This window comes from Nocardia sp. NPDC004573 (assembly GCF_053602135.1).
This window is the reverse complement of the sequence record NZ_JBSGDA010000001.1, coordinates 327,532-344,442: the sequence shown is the minus strand read 5'-3', so window position 1 is coordinate 344,442 and position 16,911 is coordinate 327,532. Positions and strand designations below refer to the sequence as shown.

The following is a 16,911-nucleotide window of genomic DNA, read 5'->3' as shown; positions in this document are numbered from 1 at the left end:
GTGAGCCGCCGCCGGACTCCGCTCAGCGGAAGTACGGGTATTCCTGCACGAAATGGAAGCCCCGGCTGCGCAGCGGGAACGAGTTCAGGTCCATCCGGTCGAGCGACAGCGTCACCGGGGTGCCGTTCAGCTCACCGGTCAGGCGCACTGTGTCGGTGGCGGGCTGGGTGAAGGTGAAGGCGCCCAGACGCGTGGGCTGGGCGTCGGGCGACCGCGGCGCCTCCGACAGCACGAGGGTGTGCGCGACTTCGTCGACGACGGCCACGACGGGCAGGAACGAGTCGTCCATCTTCTGCACCGTCGTGTGCTCGCGGTCGAAGATCAACCGGCGCCAGCGGCCGTCGTCGGTGATCAGCGGCGGCGTGGGATGTCCGTCCCTGGTGAACTCGCCGACGGTCCAGATGCCGTACAGCGCAGGCTTCGGCGCGCCGTCGCCCGACTCGCGCCAGGCTTGCCAGCCGATGTGCGCACCACCGATCAGAACCCACAGCCCCAGCGCCACCTGCACCGCCGCGGCGATCCGGTTCGCACGGCGGGAACCGAACAGCGGGGGCTGGGTGGCCGGTTCGGACGGGCGTTCCAGCACGAGCAGATTCGCCAACCGCCCGGCTTGCGGCGCCAGCACGACCAGGGCGAGCAGCAGCAGGTGGAACGAGAGGATCTTCACCGGCACGTCGTAGGTCATGTTCAGCACGAAGACCTGCGCCATGCTCACCAGGCTGAGCAACGCGCCCGCCGTCGCGGTGCGGGGCAGGAACAGCAGCAGACCGCCGAGCACTTCGGCGGTGCCGAGCAGGATTTCGTACGCGGGCGCGGCGCCGACCTGGTTCCACAGCACCGACGCCGGGCTCATCGTCCCGTACGGTTGCAGGAGCGCGGTGAGCGACGGCGCGGGCATCTGCGTCGGAATCGCCTTGGCCAGACCGTAGAAGAGCATCTGGCCGCCCAAGCACAGCCGCACGAACGCCAGGAACCAGTTGCGCAGTGTCGCGTACTCCCGGCGGCGTCGATCGAGGATCGACCAGACCAGCGTGATCAGCACCGCCGCGACGAATTCGCAGAAGATCAGCAGCCAGATGGCGGCTTGGTCGCCGCTGCCGGAGTCCTCGTGCAAGACGGCATCGACGCCGAAGACGTGGTCGCCGATCCAGCCCACCAGCGGGCTCGTCGCGCGCATCTGCCACAGGATCGCGCTCTCCGGCAGTCACCTGCTCAGGATGCCGGTGAACACGAAGAGGATCTGCGCGAACAGCACACAGAACAGGCCGAAGTAGGCGAAGACGAAGCGGAACGCGATTCGGGCGGGTAGGCTCCATGGCCGCTCGGCACCGGTCGCGGTCTCGCCGATATCGGGCGCCACCGCCTCCGTCTCGACGGTACGCACATCGCCCTCCTCGTCGACCGACACTTTCGCGAGCCGAAGGTATCCGACCAGGTCATGGGATGACCTCCGGGAAAACCCTGGATTTCCGGGTCCTTCTTTCGGCCTACGTGCCAGCCCCACCGTGCCGGCCGGAATTCGTTCGCGGTTCCCGCCCACCGGGAACTAGAACGCGTTACAGTCGCGTATCCCGGCGCACCCCGCGCGGCGCACCCCGGGCAGCACGTGTCAGGAGGACAAGATGGCCGACGATCCGGACCCGGCACAGCGGCAACAGCTGACCGTCAGCGAACGCGACCTGGAGACGCTCGCCGGGGACCTGGCGCGCTGGCTACGGACGAAAGTCGAGTCGGACGACCTGCCGCGGATCTCCGATCTGTCCCGTCCACAGTCCGGGGGCATGTCCAGCACGTCGATCCTGTTCGATGCCGAGTGGAGCGCCGGGGGGCACACCGAACGCGGGTCGTTCGTCGCGCGGATGGCGCCCGAAGCCGGGTCGTTCCCGGTCTTCGAGACCTACGACCTGGCCACCCAGTACCACGTGATGGCGGGCGTGGCCGCGGCGACCGACGTGCCCGTGCCGGGCTTGTGCTGGCTGGAGAACGACGAGAAGCCGCTGGGCGCGCCGTTCTTCGTGATGCGCCGGGTCGAGGGACGGATACCGACCGACAACCCGCCGTACGTGTTCGTGGGCTGGCTGTTCGACGCCGATCCCGCCGAACGTCTGCGGCTCACGCACAACACCGTCGAGGTGATCGCCGAGATCCACGGCATCCCCGACCCCGCGGCCCGGTTCCCGATGCTGAACGGACCCGGCGAATCGCTGCGCAGGCACGTCGAGGCGCAACGCTCGTGGTACCGCTGGGCGCTCGCCGACGACGGCTTCGAGATCCCGCTGATCGAGCGGAGTTTCGCGTGGCTGGACGAGCACTGGCCCGCCGATCCGGGTCCGGACGTGCTGAGCTGGGGCGACGCCCGCCCGGGCAACATCATCTACCGCGACTTCGACCCGGTGGCGGTGCTGGACTGGGAGATGGCCGCGCTCGCGCCGCGTGAACTCGATCTCGGCTGGGTGATCTTCATCCACCGGTTCTTCCAGGACCTGGCCACCCGATTCGGTCAGCCCGGGCTCCCGGACTTCCTGCGCCGCGACGACGTGGTGTCGAAATACGAAGCGCTGACCGGTCATACGGTGCGCGATCTAGACTTCTACATCGTCTACGCCGCGTTGCGGCACGCGATCGTGATGGCACGGATCAAGCGCAGGATGATCCACTTCGGCGAGGACACCGACACGCCGGATCGCGACGACTACGTCATGCACCGGGCAAGCCTGGAAGCGCTGCTCGACGGAACCTACGAATGGGACTGACCATGCCTGTGCCTTTGGACGAGTACCCCATCCATCAGACCCCGCTTTCGCTGGCCCGTGTGGCGTCCAGTGACCGCAACTTCTACGACCGCAGCTACTTCAACGCCCACGACCGTGACGGCGGCACCTTCCTCATCACCGGCCTCGGCGTGTACCCCAACCTCGGGGTGACCGACGCCTACGCCGCCGTGCGCCGCGGCGACACGGTGCGCGCGGTGCGCTTCTCCGACGCGCTCGGCGACCGGAGCCTCGACCAGCGCGTCGGCGGCTACCGGGTCGAGGTGCTGGAGCCGCTGCGGCGCATCCGGGTGGTCTGCGACCACGACGACCTCGGCTTCGACCTCACCTGGACCGGCGCCTTCCCCGCCGTACAGGAGCAACCGCATCTCATCCTCGCGGGCAACCGGCCGATCATCGATGCTTCCCGGTTCGCGCAGGTCGGCTCGTGGGCGGGCACGCTGCACGTCGACGGCGACGACATCGCGGTCGACCCGGCGGTGTGGACCGGGACCAGGGACCGCTCGTGGGGCATCCGCCCGGTCGGCGAGACCGAGCCGCCCGGCCGCGCGGCCGCCGAGCCCTCGGGCGGATTCTGGTGGCTGTACGTGCCGCTGCGTTTCGAGGAATTCGCCGTCGTCGTCATCGTGCAGGAGGAGCCGGACGGCAGGCGCACACTCAACGACGCGACCCGGATCTGGCCCGACGGACGCACCGAGCAACTCGGCTGGCCTCGGATCTCGATCGACTACCGGTCCGGCACACGGCTGCCGATCGGTGCGCGCCTGGAGCTGACCACGCCGGACGGCAAGCCCTTGGAGATCGAGATCACGCCGGGCATCGGCGTCCCGCTGCACGTCGGCTGCGGCTATGGCGGCGATCCCGACTGGCAGCACGGCCAGTGGAAGGGCCGCGACTGGTCGTCCTCCGGCCGCTACGACCTCACCGACCCGGCCATCGTCGCCCGCACCCCATACGGCGTGATCGACCATGTCGCCCGGGCCCGCTGCGGCGACGCCGAGGGCTGGGGCCTGTTCGAACACGCCAGCATCGGCCGCCACGATCCCACCGGATTCGCCGACTGGGGATCAGTCGCACCCTGACACAACCTCGCCATCGACGATCGAGTGCGCGGCCGTTTCGGCCCCTCCCGCGCGTTGGTTCGTAGATGGCAGGTGATCGCCCCTCACGCGAACGGGTGCGGCCCGGACAGCGCGGCCGCGAGCACCACGCCGTGCACGACGCGCTTGGGCAGCGCCAGCGGCCCGCCTCCGGTGGCAAGCAGCGCCGCGGCCTCCGCGACGCTCGCCGTGCCGACGGCCGCCCGTGTCCGGTCTCCCGGGTTGGGCACCGCGACGGCCGACAGTTCGTCGGCGGAATAGGACCGCAGCGGGACCTGAAGGTCCGCGGCGACAGCGAGCAGCCCGGGTTCGGCCCGGCGCTGCGCGATGGTGGCCAGGCCCGCGATCCGGTGATCTGCGACGGCCTCGCGCAGTGCGGCGCGGATCGTGCCGGCCGACGTGCCCCGTCGCAGGCCGATGCCGACGACGACCTCAGCCGAGGGCACGAGAGCTCGCGAACCGCGCTGCCGCCGTGACGAATCGCAGCACCGCCTCGGGATTCCCGGCCGGGTGGGTGTGCAGGTACGAGGCGTGCACGTTGCCGCTCAGCGCGCCCTCGCGCACGCGCTCTCCCGCGCTGCCGAGCCAGCCCCACGCCGGACCTCGTGGCGGCGCGGACACCAGGCACGTGCGATGGAATTCGTGACCGCGGACTCGTTCCCCGGCCCGCCACAACGGCGAGTCGGCCAGCGCGACGGCGTCCCGGTAACCGAGCGTCAGGCGCGGTCCGAACGCGGCGTCGGCCTCCACCACCCCGGCCATCGGATGCCCGTCCAGCGAGCGGGTCAGATACAACAGCCCGGCGCATTCGGCGTGCACCGGCATCCCGTGCCGTGCGGCTTCGGCCACTGCCCGCAACAAGCCGGAATTGGCGGCCAACTCCGCGGCATGTTCCTCGGGAAAGCCACCCGGTAGCACCAAGCCCGCTGCCCCGGTAGGCAATTCGTCGTGCAGCGGATCGAACACGACCACACGTGCCCCCGCCGCCACCAAAAGCTCCCGATGCTCGGCATAGCCGAACGTGAACGCGGGGCCACCGGCGACGGCGATCAACGGCTCCTCCCTGGTGGATATCTCCCCGGCACCTTCGAGACCACGCACGGCTTCGGCCGGATCCCACGCCGGTCCGGTGACCGACGAGCGCGCGAGTGCCGCGATGGCGGGCAGGTCCACGTGCGCGGCGACGAGATCGGTCATCGCCGCCACCGCCGCCGTCGCGGCCGCACCGTGTTCCACGGCGGGGATCAGGCCGAGATGCCGGGACGGCACCTCGAGGTCGGCCATCCGCGGCAACGATCCGAGCACCGGCAGGCCGACGCGATCGCAGGCGGCGCGCAATACCTGGTCGTGCCGTTCGCTGCCGACCCGGTTGAGGATCACACCCCCGAGCCGGACGCCGCTGTCGAAGGTGGCGAATCCGTGCAGCAGCGCCGCCAGGCTCTGGCTGTGGCCCCGCGCGTCCACCACCAGCACGACCGGCGCCCCCAGCAGGGCCGCCACCTGCGCCGTCGATCCCTCCGCCACCGGACCGGAGTGGTCTTGGGAGATCCGGCCGTCGAACAGCCCCATCACGCCCTCGACCACAGCGAGGTCGCACCCTTGCGCACCGTGCCGGTACAACGGCACCACCCGCTGCGCCCCCACCAGCACCGGATCCAGATTTCTCCCCGGCCGCCCCGCCGCCAGCCCGTGATACCCCGGATCGATGTAATCGGGCCCCACCTTGAACGGCGCCACCCGATACCCGACCCGCCGCAACGCCCCCACCAACCCCGTGGCCACCGTCGTCTTCCCACTCCCCGACGCCGGCGCCGCCACCACCACGGCCCTCATCCCCGCCCCCGCGGCGCGAGCGGCACACCATCGTGTGGGCCTCTCGCGATTCGCCGCAAGGATGTGCCACTCACGGGAGTCACCATTCGATGCCTCGTTGGCCTTTGCGGCCCGCGTCCATGGGGTGCTTGAGTTTCGTCATTTCGGTGACGAGGTCGGCGGCGTCCAGGAGGGCTGCAGGCGCGTCGCGGCCGGTGATGACGACGTGCTGGTTGCCGGGGCGGTCGCGGAGCGTGTCGACGACCTCCGCCACGTCCACCCAGCCCCATTTGAGGGGGTAGGTGAATTCGTCGAGGACGTAGAAGCGGTGCTGTTCGGCCCGCAGGCGGCGGGCGATCTCCTGCCAGCCGGCCAGTGCGGCCGCGGCGTGGTCCTGCTCGGTGCCCTGCTTGCGGGTCCACGACCAGCCCTCGCCCATTTTGTGCCATTCGACCGGGCCGCCCGCGCCGGTCTGCTCGTGCAGCGCGCCGAGGGCGCGGAACGCGGCTTCCTCCCCGACCTTCCACTTGGCGCTCTTCACGAATTGGAACACCGCCACGTCGAAACCTTGGTTCCAGGCCCGCAGCGCCATCCCGAACGCGGCCGTCGACTTGCCCTTGCCCGGCCCGGTGTGCACGGCTAGCACCGGCTGATTGCGCCGCTGCCGCGTGGTCAACCCGTCGTCGGGAACAGTTTCCGGAACGCCCTTGGGCATCGAATCTCCTTACCCTGGAAAGTCAGGCCGCCCGCACCGACGCGCCGCCCGGGCCTCCCGAACTCGCGCGAACGACGTCGGCCACCGAATCGCCGGTCAACTCGGCCAATCGCAGGTATCCCCCGCGCAGTTCACGCGCCAGATCCGCGGCCAGCCCGAGCCGGATCATGCCGCGTTCGCAGTCGACCACGATCGCGGTCACGGCGTCTCGGGCGAGCAGACGGGCAGCGGCACGGGCGCGGGGAACCGGGTCGATGCCGCCTGTCGCGCGACCGTCGGTGAGCAGCACCAGCATCGGCCTGCGGCGCGGATCGCGCACGCGCTCCCGCAGCACCACCTCGCGCGCCTTCAGCAGGCCCGCGGCCAGCGGCGTCTTCCCGCCCGTGCGCATTCCGGACAGTCGGCGCACCGCGATGTCGACCGACGAGGTGGGCGGTAGCGCCAGTTCGGCGTCCGCGCCCCGCACGGTGACCACGGCGACCTTGTCCCGGCGCTGATAGGCGTCGCGCAGCAGCGCGACCACCGCTCCGGTGACGGCGGACAACCGGTCGCGGGCGGCCATCGATCCGGACGCGTCGACAACGAAGACGATCAGATTGCCCTCCCGCCCTTCGCGATACGCGCCACGAAGGTCGTCGGCGGACAGCAGCAACGGCCCGTCGCCGCGTCCGCGGTAACGCTGATGCGGCGCGGCCGCGAACACGGTGCCGAGCAGGTGCAGCCCCGAGGAGGTGTCCGTGCTGGAACGCACCACGCGACCGTGCCGTGATTCCGCGCGGGAGCGGCGTCCCGGAGCGCCTTCACCGACGCCGGGCACCTCCCAGCGCGGTGTCCGCGCACCAGCGGAAACCGGTGCGCCACTGCGTCCTTCCCGCGAATGCCCGCCACCCGGACCGTCGGGCGGCGACGGGTCGTCGGGGCCGTCCGGGTCGTCGCCGGAAGCACCGTCGGGTTCCCCGGCGTCCTGGGACGCGCCGTCCGGCTCGGACGTACCGCTCGGCGTGGACGTCTCCTCGCGTCGTGCCTGGTCGGCGGCATCGCGCATGGCGTCGTCGAGCTGTTCTTCGCTGATGCCGGGTTCGTCGAACGGATCCCGCCTGCGCCGGTGCGGCAGCGCCAGCTCGGCGGCCACCCGCACGTCGGCCTCGGTCACCGCGTCGCGACCGCGCCAGGCGGCATGGGCGGTCGCGGTGCGCGCCACGACCAGGTCCGCGCGCATCCCGTCGACGTCGAACGAGGCGCACAGCGCCGCGATCCGGCGCAATTCCACGTCGTCGAGCAGCACCCGGCCCAGCCGGTCGCGGGCGGCGAGGATTTGCTCGGCCACAGCGTGGTCCGCCGCGGCGTACCGCGCGGCGAACCCGGCCGGGTCGGCCTCGTAGTCCAGCCTGCGGCGCACCACCGCCATGCGGACGTCCACGTCCCGCGAGGCGGCCACGTCCACGGTCAGCCCGAACCGGTCCAGCAGCTGCGGACGCAACTCGCCCTCTTCCGGATTCATCGTGCCCACCAGCACGAAGCGCGCCGGGTGCGAGTGCGACACACCATCGCGCTCGATGTGCACCCGGCCCATCGCCGCGGCGTCCAGCAGCACGTCCACCAGATGGTCGTGCAACAGGTTGACCTCGTCGACGTACAGCACGCCGTGATGCGCGGCGGCCAGCAAGCCCGGACGGAACGCCTGCTCCCCGTCCCGCAGCACACGCTCCAGGTCCAGCGAGCCGACCACACGATCCTCGGTGGCGCCGACCGGCAGCTCCACCAAGCGGGCGGGCCGCGCGCCGGTCTCGTCGACCACCGGTGGCAGTAGTTGCGCCAGCGCGCGCACCACGGTCGACTTCGCGGTGCCCTTCTCACCGCGCACCAGCACGCCGCCGATGCCGGGATGCACCGCGCAGAGGATCAGCGCCAGCTGCAGCCGTTCTTGCCCGACCACCGCCGAGAAGGGGAATCCCGCCTCACCGTCCGCACCGGAAAGCGTTCGGCTGTGCTGGTCGGACGTCGGCGCTGTTTCGGCATGGGACACGGACACGCCCCAACTCTAAGCGCGCGGCCGCATCGGCCCGACAGTGCCCTTCGATTCAGAACCGATGCGTACGCACGCGAACCGGCACGGCAGCCGGGGTTGCGCCGGTCCGGTCACGGATTCGGTGCACCGTTCGAAGCGGTGCATTCACGGACCCGACGTGCCCGGCTCACCTCGCTCGTGTCTTTCGAGCGAAGCGAGACCGAGCATCCGCCGTTCCCAGCGCCGCAGGCGCTGCGAATCAACCCCGGCGCATCGGCACGTGTGCGATGCCGTCCTCGTCGAATTCTTCGCCGTCGACCTTGAAGCCGTGCTTGGTGTACAGGTCGATCAGGTAGCTCTGGGCGCTCAGCCGCACCGTCGCCGAGCCGACCTCGGCCAGCGCCGCCTGCAGCAGTCGCGTGGTGTAGCCGTGCCCGCGGGCGGGCACCGCGGTGCAGAGCCTGCCGATGCGGAAGCTCTTCACACCGTCCTGGTGCTCCTCGCACAGCCGCAACGTGGCGATGACCTCGCCCTCGTCATCGAGCCAGAAGTGCCGCGTCTCGGGAAGCAGGTCCTTCCCGTCCAGCTCGGGATACGCGCACTTCTGCTCGACGACGAAGACTTCGACGCGAAGTTTCAACAGCTGGTAGAGCGTCGCGGTATCGAGATCCTGCGCCCATGAACGTTTGAGAACAACCGTTGACATCATCGCGCCTTGCTATCACACCCTAGGCGTTCGCCGCGACCCCGGCGTGTTTCGGCGTGTTGTCGCCGCCGTCGACCAGGTTCAGCGCCTTGGAGGTCCAGTCCCACACTTCGTGGAACAGCGCCGGGTCTTCGGAGAGCTTCACGCCCAGCGAGGGCACCATCTCCTTGAGCTTCGGCGTCCACTCGGCGTACTCCTGCGGGAAGCACCGCTGCAGCACGTCCAGCATGGCGGTCACGCAGGTGGACGCGCCCGGGGAGGCGCCGAGCAGACCGGCGATCGTGCCGTCCTGAGCGGCGATCACGGCGGTGCCGAACTCGAGCACGCCGCCCACGCCCTTGCGCCGGATGACCTGCACGCGCTGGCCCGCGGTGATCAGCTCCCAATCCCTGGCCTCGGCGCGCGGAATGAACTCCGACAGCGTGACGACCTTGCCCGCCTCGGACTTCAGCAGCTCGCTGACCAGGTACTTGGTCAGACCGAGTTCGGTGACGCCGACGCCGAGCAGCGAGAAGATGTTGTTCGGCCGCACCGACTTGAACAGGTCGGTGTTCTTGCCGTCCTTGAGGAACTTCGGCGTCCAGCCCGCGTACGGGCCGAACAGCAGACCCGGCTTGCCCTTGATCACGCGGGTGTCCAGGTGCGGAACCGACATCGGCGGGGCGCCGACCGCGGCCTTGCCGTACACCTTGGCCTCGTGCTGCTGGATCAGCGCCGGGTTGACGCAGCGGAAGAACTGACCGCTGACCGGGAACCCGCCGAATCCCCTCGCCTCCTTGATGCCGGCCTTCTGCAGCAGCGGCAGCGCGCCGCCGCCCGCGCCGACGAAGACGAACTTGCTGATCAGCCTGCGCGTCTCGCGAGTGCGCACGTTGCGCACGGTGACCAGCCACGAGCCGTCGGACTGCTTGGACAGATCGCGCACCTCGTGCCCGAAGGCCAAGTCCGCGCCGGAGGCGCCGAGGTAGGCCAGCAGCTCCTGGGTGAGGGAGCCGAAATCGATATCGGTGCCGCCGTCGGTCCAGTTCAGCGCGATCGGGTCGGCGAAGTCACGCCCGCGCGCCATCAGCGGCAACCTCCGGGTGAACTCCTCGGGGCTGTCGATGAACTGCATGCCCTCGAACAGCGGGTGCGGCGCCAGCGCCTCATACCGCTTGCGCAGGTACTCCACGTCGTCGGCGCCGTGCACGAAGCTGACGTGCGGGATCGGGTTGATGAAGGCGGACGGATCGCGGAGGATGCCGTTCTCCACGCCGTAGGACCAGAACTGACGGGAGACCTGGAACCGCTCGTTGATGTCGACGGCCTTGGTGATGTCCACCGAGCCGTCCGGTAGCTGCGGGCTGTAGTTCAGCTCGCAGAGCGCGGAATGCCCGGTGCCCGCGTTGTTCCACGGATCGCTGCTCTCCGCGGCAGCGGCGTCGAGCCGCTCGAACAGGGAGATCGACCACTCCGGCTGCAGCTGCCGCAGCAGCGCGCCGAGAGTGGCACTCATGATGCCGGCACCGATGAGTACTACATCGGTCTTTTCAGTCATGGCAGCGTTCGGCACGGGTAGATCGACTTCCTTGTCCTTCTGCGCGGGCCCACCGGGCGGGTGGACCTGCCTGGGCACGGTGTGGTTGTGGCTCGGTTCCGGCGTCCGCCGATCCCGAACGGCATGGCGGGATTTAGGTTACCCGCCGTTCACCTAAGCCCAATTGTGCACCTCACCACGCCGCCACCCCGCAACGAACCTGCTGAATGTGCGGAATGCGACAGAGATCGTCGTCACTTCGGCGGCGAGCGCACGGCTGTGGTCTGTTGGTGGTTGACACTGTCCAATACATTGGTCGCGTGACGAACGAACAGTCGCTTGCCGAACCGGTCAGCACTTCGCCGGATGGCGAAGGCTGGCGCCCCGACGTCCTCGGTCCGCAGTACCAGCAGCGCACGCTGCCCCTCGGTCCCGATCCCGATGGCGAAGGCGAGGTGGTCGCGACGCTGGTGCGCTACGTCCCCTCCGGCGCCGTCGAGCAGACCGCGGGCGCGGTGCTCTACGTCCACGGATTCACCGACTATTTCTTCCAGGAGCACCTCGCCGAGCACTTCGCCGCGCGCGGGTTCCAATTCTATGCGCTCGACCTGCGCAAATGCGGCCGGTCGCTGCGCGACGGGCAGACCCCGCACTATGTGACGGATCTCGCTTTCTACGACCGGGAGCTGGCGGAGGCGCTGCGGATCGCGCGGGCCGAGACCGGCGCCGCGGTGGTGCTGAACGCTCACTCCACCGGCGGTCTGGTCGTGTCGCTGTGGCTGGATCGGCTCAACCGAGCCGAGGGCACGGCCGCGGCGGGCATCACCGGCGTGGTGCTCAACAGCCCGTGGTTCGACCTGCAGGGTCCGGCGTACTACCGCAGCATCGGGACGCCGATCATCAAGGCGGTGGGGCGGTTCCGCAAGATGGTGCAGCTGCCCGGTGGCAAGATCAGCACCTACGGCGACAGCCTGCACCACTCGGTGTCCGGCGAATGGAACTACAACCTGGACTGGAAACCTCTGCACGGCTTCCCGGTCCGGCTCGGCTGGCTGCGGGCGATCCGCAACGGCCACGCGCGGCTGCACCAGGGCCTCGACATCGGCGTCCCCTCGCTGATCCTGCGTTCCCGGATGACGAAGTTCGCCAAGGAATACGGTCCCGCCGTGGACGTCGCCGACGCGGTGCTCGACGTCAGGCAGATCCAGCGCTGGTCGGGCTGCCTGGGCGATCGCACGAACATGGTGCCGATCGACGGCGCCAAGCACGACGTGTTCCTCTCCGCCCCCGAACCGCTGGCCCAGGCGTTCCGCGAACTCGACAGCTGGCTCGACTGGCTGGCCGGCTACCAGCCCGCGAACTCACCAGAGGCTGGTGCGTAGCACGATCTCGGTGGCCAGCTCGTGGTCGGCTTCGGTGGCCACATCGGTCACGTCGACCTCCACCACCCGGAACTCGCCGTAGACGAACCGTCCAGAGGTGTCGGCCACCGAGCGCGGCAGATTCTTCGTGACCAGCAGTGTGGTCGGCACCTCCACCGGGCCGGTCGACGCGTCCGCCACCGCTCCATCGGCGCCGGGCGTGGCCGGATGACCGCGATCGGCCACGACCAGGCTCTGGAAACGGCCGAATCCGCGCGCGCACGCCTGCCAGGCCAGCACGGCGCCCGCGCCGCACCCGGCCACGTTCACCCACGGCAGCCCCAGGGCGTCGAGGATCGCGGTGACGGCGGCCGGGTCGAGACCTTCGATCGACTCCACCACGAAGGTGCGCAGATCCGAATTGTGCAGCCGGGCGCACACCTGGTCGAAGACATCCACCGGATCGCCCGCGTCGGGCAGCAGCAGCACGCTGTGCCGGGATTCCGGCCCGTCGATCCGCACGGTCCACGCCCGGTCACCCACCGTGATCTGCCGAGATTCCATGCCGAATCACGCTACACGGATCACGGCACCGCGGCGGTGGGTCGGGGGGCCGGATTCACGTGAGCAGGCGCATCCCGGCTCGCTCACCTGCGTTGTGGTCGAAGGTGACGGTCAGCTCACAGCCGGCCTCCTGACCGAGCTGCTGGATCAGCGCGTCGGCGAAGTCCGCGCCGTCGGCGGCCCGGCGCAACGCCTGACGCACGGTGTCGGCGCGCTCGACCACGATCTCGCTCGAATCGAGCAGTCCCAGCAGCACGTCGGTGACGGCCTCGGGGTCCTGTTTGTAGCCGCGACGCAGCACCCAGTGGATCTCCGCGAGCACGATCATCGTGACGTAACCCGGTGTGCTCTCGGTGAGCCCGTCGATCACCTGATTGGCGCGCGCGGACTGCTCCGGGTCGTCCTGGGTGAGGTAGCGGATCAGCACGTTCGCGTCCAGACCGATCATCACCGCTTACCTTCCACGACGTTGCCCGCGATCGCCTCGTTCATCTCGGCGAGGCCGATCGGAGATCCGGACCAGCCCACGATGCCTTTCAGCGCCTTGATCGTGCGCGTTTCGGGCACCAGTTCGTAGGTGCCCGTCGGCGTGGGCACGAAGGCGACGCGCACGCCGGTGCGCAAGCCCATCGCCACCCGCACATCGATCGGGATCGTGATCTGCCCCTTGCTCGTGACCGTCGCCGACACCACATTCGCCCCTCGGCTGCTGGGCCTCTTCTCCGCCACCATCATCCTCACCCGATCGTGCCGATCGGCCCCGAGCCTTACCTGGAGCCGAATTCCTTACTGCAAGGTAAGGCGCTGGGTGGTCCGCGTCAACCGATGCGGCCGTTCGGAAGCACCATGGCGGTGGCCAGAGAGGGCAGGTCGGCGGGCGCGCCGTCGGTCAGCAGGCGCTCGAACGCGGCGAGGTCGAGATGGTCTTCGATCAGATCGGCCAGCAGATCGAGCTGGGCGGCACGCACCGTCGAGACCGAGACGTCGCCGGCCGCGACGAAACCCGCCCGCCCCGCCGCCTCCGCCACCGTGCGGAGCCACCCGCGCCGGAACTCGTCGGACTCCAGCAAACCGTGCAGGTGGGTACCCCACACCGCGCCGCGGACGCTGCCCTCCGGCTCGCCGGCGACGGTCAGCCACCCCGGATCCCCACGGTGCGTGACGCGGCCGTGATGAATCTCGTAGCCGTGCACGCGGACCCCCGCGGCGTGTCCCGCGCTGCGGCGCAACACCTTCGGCTCGGCGAACTCGACGGTGAGGTCGAGCAGTCCGAGACCGTCGACCTCGCCCGCACCGGACTCGACGCGATCCAGGATGCGGGTGCCGAGCATCTGGTACCCGCCGCAGACGCCCAGGATCGGCCTGCCCGCGGCGGCTCGGGCCCGCAAGGCGTCGGCGATGCCGGTGCGCCGCAACCACCACAGGTCCGAGACGGTCGCCTTGCTCCCGGGCAGCACCACCAGATCGGCGTCCGCCAACCGAGACGGTTCGGCCACCCAGCGCACCGCGACACCGGGTTCGCAAGCCAAGGCCTCGACGTCGGTGGAATTGGAGATGCGCGGCAGCCGGATCGCGGCGACGCTCAGCCATTCGGCGCCCAGCGGTGGGCGCGGACGGCCGACCGGCGCGTCGGCGAGGGTGCTCAGCGAGTCCTCCGCATCGATCCACAGGTCCTCGGCATACGGCAGCACGCCGAGGGTGGGGCGACCGGTGAGTTCGGTGAGACGCTCCAGCCCGGGCCGCAGCAGCTCGACCGCGCCGCGGAACTTGTTGACGATGAACCCGCAGATCAATCGCTGGTCTTCGGGCTCGAGAATGGCGACGGTGCCGAACAGATGGGCGAGCACGCCACCGCGATCGATGTCCCCGACCAGCAGCACCGGCAGCCCCGCGGCACGCGCCAGACCCATGTTCGCCAGATCCGTCGCACGCAAGTTGATCTCGGCGGGCGACCCGGCGCCCTCGCAGACGACCACGTCGAATTCGTTGCGCAAGGCGGCGAGTTCGGCGGCCACCACCTCGCGCAGATCCCGGCGATGCCGGAAGTAGTCCTCCGCGCCGACGGTGCCGATCGCCTTGCCCCGCACCACCAGCTGGGAGCGGCGATCACTGCCCGGCTTGAGCAGGACGGGATTGAACCGCACGCTCGGCTCCAGTCCGCAGGCGTGGGCCTGCAATGCCTGCGCCCGGCCGATTTCCCCGCCGTCGAGGGTGACCACGGAGTTGTTGGACATGTTCTGGGCTTTGAACGGGGCCACGCGCACGCCGCGCCGCGCCAGCATCCGGCAGATCCCGGCCACGACGACGCTCTTGCCCGCGTCCGAGGTGGTGCCCGCGACCAGCAGCGCGCCCTTCATCGCGGTCCGGTCGCGCGGGGCGCGGTCATCCGAGCCGCCGGACCGCGACCGGTCAGGCCGCCGGTCACGGGAGGGTCAGGATCTCGGCCCCCGACTCGGTGACGACCAAGGTGTGCTCGAACTGCGCGGTCCACTTGCGATCCTTGGTCACGACGGTCCAGCCGTCGTCCCAGATCTCGTAGTCGATGCCGCCGAGGTTGATCATCGGCTCGATGGTGAACGTCATGCCCGGTTCGATGATGGTCTCCACCGCCGGCTGGTCGTAGTGCAGCACGACCAGCCCGCTGTGGAAGGTCGGGCCGACGCCGTGGCCGGTGAAGTCGCGCACCACGCCGTAGCCGAACCGGTTGGCGTAGGACTCGATGACGCGGCCGATCACGTTCAGCGCCCGGCCGGGCCGGACCGCTTTGATCGCCCGCATGGTGGCCTCTTCGGTCCGCTCGACCAGCAGGCGCACCTCCTCGTCGACGTCACCGGCCAAAAACGTCTTGTTGGTGTCACCGTGCACGCCGTCGATGTAGGCGGTGACATCGATGTTGACGATGTCACCGTCCTCGATCACGGTCGAGTCCGGGATGCCGTGGCAGATGACCTCGTTCAACGAGGTGCAGCACGACTTCGGGAAGCCCTTGTAGCCAAGGGTGGACGGGTAGGCGCCGTGGTCGCACATGTACTCGTGCGCGATGCGGTCCAGTTCGTCGGTGGTCACGCCGGGTGCGACCGCCTTGCCCGCCTCCTCCAGCGCCTGGGCGGCGATCTTGCCCGCGATCCGCATCTTCTCGATCGTCTCGGCGGTCTGCACCCAGGGCTCACGCCCCTCGTCGGCGGTCTTCTTCCACGCGTATTCCGGGCGCTCGATGGTGCGCGGCACTTCACGGGTCGGCGACAGCGTTCCGGGGACGAGGGGCTTGCGAGTGCGGACAGACATAGCGAACAGCGTAATCGGACGACCGCGCCGATGCCGAGGGCCAGCCGGAACAGCCTCGGACCACGGTCCGGTTCTGCCGGAGGCGGGCGGGCCGGGCCATCTCCGGTCACGGCATCGACAGGACGGTCCGCAGGCCATCCGAGAACGCATCACATCGCGGTCGAGACAGTACGCACGGCATCCAATCCGCTCAGCATCGACCGACGGGCCCGGACGGTCGCGGTCCGGCCCGAACCGAATCCTCTGAATAGTCGGCGTAGGCGACACCGGATCGGTCAATTCTGCCGACGACGTCCGCGCGCACATAAAATGATCCGTCGACCGGAAGCCCTTCGTCGGGTGGGAGTGGAAATGGCTACTGATGCAGCAGCTCAACCGCACGGAGACAAAAGCGAAACGGCTTCGCCGCTCGAAAACTCCGCCGATGGAGACGAGGAAGACGCCCCGGCCGAGTCGGCGGCAGACGACGAGCACCCGCGCGCGGCGGACGCGACCACCCGAAGTGGGCGCTACGCGCTCATAGCAGCCCTGTGCGCCGCGCTGATCTCCAGCATCGTGTCGGCGTCGGCCGCCGTGTACGTCACGGTAAACAAGGCCGATCGCGACGAGCGACTGGCATTGGTCCAGGCGACGTCGAAGAATCGGAAAGAGGCTTACCACGACTTCCTCGCCAGTGCGTACGACTTCGTGACGCAGGCGGGACTCATGGCCGGATACCTCCGCGCGACAAACCTCGACGGCTTCCGTACCGGAATGGGGAATTTCGCCGATCGCTTGATCGCCTTCATGGCCGCCGCCGATCTGGCGGGCATGACTTCCAGCGAGGACATGTACACCTTGCTTCGAGAATTCCCAGAGATGACCAAAGAATTCATCGATCGGCGTTACGAGCCATTCATCATGAAGCACATGGCAACCACCGGAAGCGCTTCCGACGATGATGAACGCAAGCGTGACAGCGCAGCTCTCGACACCGCGCTCATCGACCTTGGAAACAGAATCAGCGAGGTACTGGGCCGATTCATAGAGCAGGGCCGCAAAGAGCTCACATAGCCGTCCTGCCGCCGGATTCG

At 69.4% G+C, this 16,911-nt stretch carries 17 protein-coding genes; 4 read left to right on the top strand and 13 right to left on the bottom strand.

The window, feature by feature from the left end:
* Positions 1-22 precede the first annotated feature (22 nt).
* Positions 23-1,177, bottom strand: coding sequence for a DoxX family protein (locus ACWEKR_RS01650; protein ID WP_452352804.1), 1,155 nt, complete (start codon positions 1,175-1,177; stop codon positions 23-25).
* A 27-nt stretch (positions 1,178-1,204) separates the two neighbouring features.
* Positions 1,205-1,384, bottom strand: a complete 180-nt coding sequence (locus ACWEKR_RS01645) for a hypothetical protein (RefSeq protein WP_452352803.1) — start codon at positions 1,382-1,384, stop codon at positions 1,205-1,207.
* Between the two features lie 238 nt (positions 1,385-1,622).
* Here ACWEKR_RS01645 and ACWEKR_RS01640 point away from each other — a divergent pair, with 238 nt between their 5' ends.
* Positions 1,623-2,753, top strand: a complete 1,131-nt coding sequence (locus tag ACWEKR_RS01640; protein WP_452352802.1) for a phosphotransferase family protein — start codon at positions 1,623-1,625, stop codon at positions 2,751-2,753.
* Positions 2,754-2,755: 2 nt separating this feature from the next.
* Positions 2,756-3,853, top strand: coding sequence for a hypothetical protein (locus tag ACWEKR_RS01635; protein ID WP_452352801.1), 1,098 nt, complete (start codon positions 2,756-2,758; stop codon positions 3,851-3,853).
* 83 nt (positions 3,854-3,936) lie between these two features.
* On the opposite strand, the gene ACWEKR_RS01630 is transcribed toward ACWEKR_RS01635, so the two are convergent.
* The 6 genes from ACWEKR_RS01630 to mqo all read right to left on the bottom strand — a co-directional run bounded on the left by ACWEKR_RS01630 (position 3,937) and on the right by mqo (position 10,649).
* Positions 3,937-4,317 (bottom strand): cobalamin biosynthesis protein, encoded by a 381-nt coding sequence (locus ACWEKR_RS01630; RefSeq protein ID WP_452352800.1) that lies wholly within the window; start codon positions 4,315-4,317, stop codon positions 3,937-3,939.
* Positions 4,304-5,704, bottom strand: coding sequence for a cobyrinate a,c-diamide synthase (locus ACWEKR_RS01625; protein ID WP_452352799.1), 1,401 nt, complete (start codon positions 5,702-5,704; stop codon positions 4,304-4,306). Before ACWEKR_RS01625 ends, ACWEKR_RS01630 begins: the two co-directional genes overlap by 14 nt.
* Before the next feature lie 79 nt (positions 5,705-5,783).
* Complete coding sequence (gene cobO / locus ACWEKR_RS01620) at positions 5,784-6,398, bottom strand: cob(I)yrinic acid a,c-diamide adenosyltransferase (protein WP_195083843.1); 615 nt, start codon at positions 6,396-6,398, stop codon at positions 5,784-5,786.
* Between the two features lie 22 nt (positions 6,399-6,420).
* Complete coding sequence (locus tag ACWEKR_RS01615) at positions 6,421-8,334, bottom strand: VWA domain-containing protein (protein ID WP_452353079.1); 1,914 nt, start codon at positions 8,332-8,334, stop codon at positions 6,421-6,423.
* 331 nt (positions 8,335-8,665) lie between these two features.
* Positions 8,666-9,115 carry a GNAT family N-acetyltransferase gene (locus tag ACWEKR_RS01610; RefSeq protein WP_159839016.1) on the bottom strand — a complete coding sequence of 150 codons (450 nt, stop codon included), beginning with the start codon at positions 9,113-9,115 and terminating at the stop codon, positions 8,666-8,668.
* A 19-nt stretch (positions 9,116-9,134) separates the two neighbouring features.
* On the bottom strand, positions 9,135-10,649 hold the full coding sequence (gene mqo, locus ACWEKR_RS01605; protein ID WP_452352798.1) for a malate dehydrogenase (quinone): 1,515 nt from the start codon (positions 10,647-10,649) through the stop codon (positions 9,135-9,137).
* 299 nt (positions 10,650-10,948) lie between these two features.
* Between mqo and ACWEKR_RS01600 the strand changes: the two genes are divergently transcribed.
* Positions 10,949-12,010, top strand: coding sequence for an alpha/beta hydrolase (locus tag ACWEKR_RS01600; RefSeq protein ID WP_452352797.1), 1,062 nt, complete (start codon positions 10,949-10,951; stop codon positions 12,008-12,010).
* Here ACWEKR_RS01600 and ACWEKR_RS01595 read toward each other — a convergent pair.
* The 5 genes from ACWEKR_RS01595 to map form a co-directional block, all read right to left on the bottom strand.
* The gene (locus ACWEKR_RS01595; protein WP_452352796.1) at positions 11,990-12,553 is read right to left on the bottom strand and encodes an alpha/beta hydrolase; all 564 of its coding nucleotides are present in this window, start codon (positions 12,551-12,553) and stop codon (positions 11,990-11,992) included. The two genes, ACWEKR_RS01600 and ACWEKR_RS01595, sit on opposite strands and share 21 nt — an antisense overlap.
* A 55-nt stretch (positions 12,554-12,608) precedes the next feature.
* A complete protein-coding gene (locus ACWEKR_RS01590; RefSeq protein WP_452352795.1) occupies positions 12,609-13,001 on the bottom strand; it encodes a PIN domain-containing protein in 393 nt (130 codons plus the stop codon).
* Complete coding sequence (locus ACWEKR_RS01585; protein WP_452352794.1) at positions 13,001-13,282, bottom strand: AbrB/MazE/SpoVT family DNA-binding domain-containing protein; 282 nt, start codon at positions 13,280-13,282, stop codon at positions 13,001-13,003. The genes ACWEKR_RS01590 and ACWEKR_RS01585 overlap by 1 nt, the downstream gene beginning before the upstream one ends.
* Before the next feature lie 89 nt (positions 13,283-13,371).
* The gene (locus tag ACWEKR_RS01580) at positions 13,372-14,910 is read right to left on the bottom strand and encodes a cobyric acid synthase (protein WP_452352793.1); all 1,539 of its coding nucleotides are present in this window, start codon (positions 14,908-14,910) and stop codon (positions 13,372-13,374) included.
* Positions 14,911-14,974: 64 nt separating this feature from the next.
* On the bottom strand, positions 14,975-15,838 hold the full coding sequence (gene map, locus ACWEKR_RS01575; protein ID WP_159839004.1) for a type I methionyl aminopeptidase: 864 nt from the start codon (positions 15,836-15,838) through the stop codon (positions 14,975-14,977).
* Positions 15,839-16,189: 351 nt separating this feature from the next.
* Between map and ACWEKR_RS01570 the strand changes: the two genes are divergently transcribed.
* Complete coding sequence (locus ACWEKR_RS01570) at positions 16,190-16,891, top strand: hypothetical protein (protein ID WP_452352792.1); 702 nt, start codon at positions 16,190-16,192, stop codon at positions 16,889-16,891.
* The last annotated feature ends 20 nt before the right edge of the window (positions 16,892-16,911 follow it).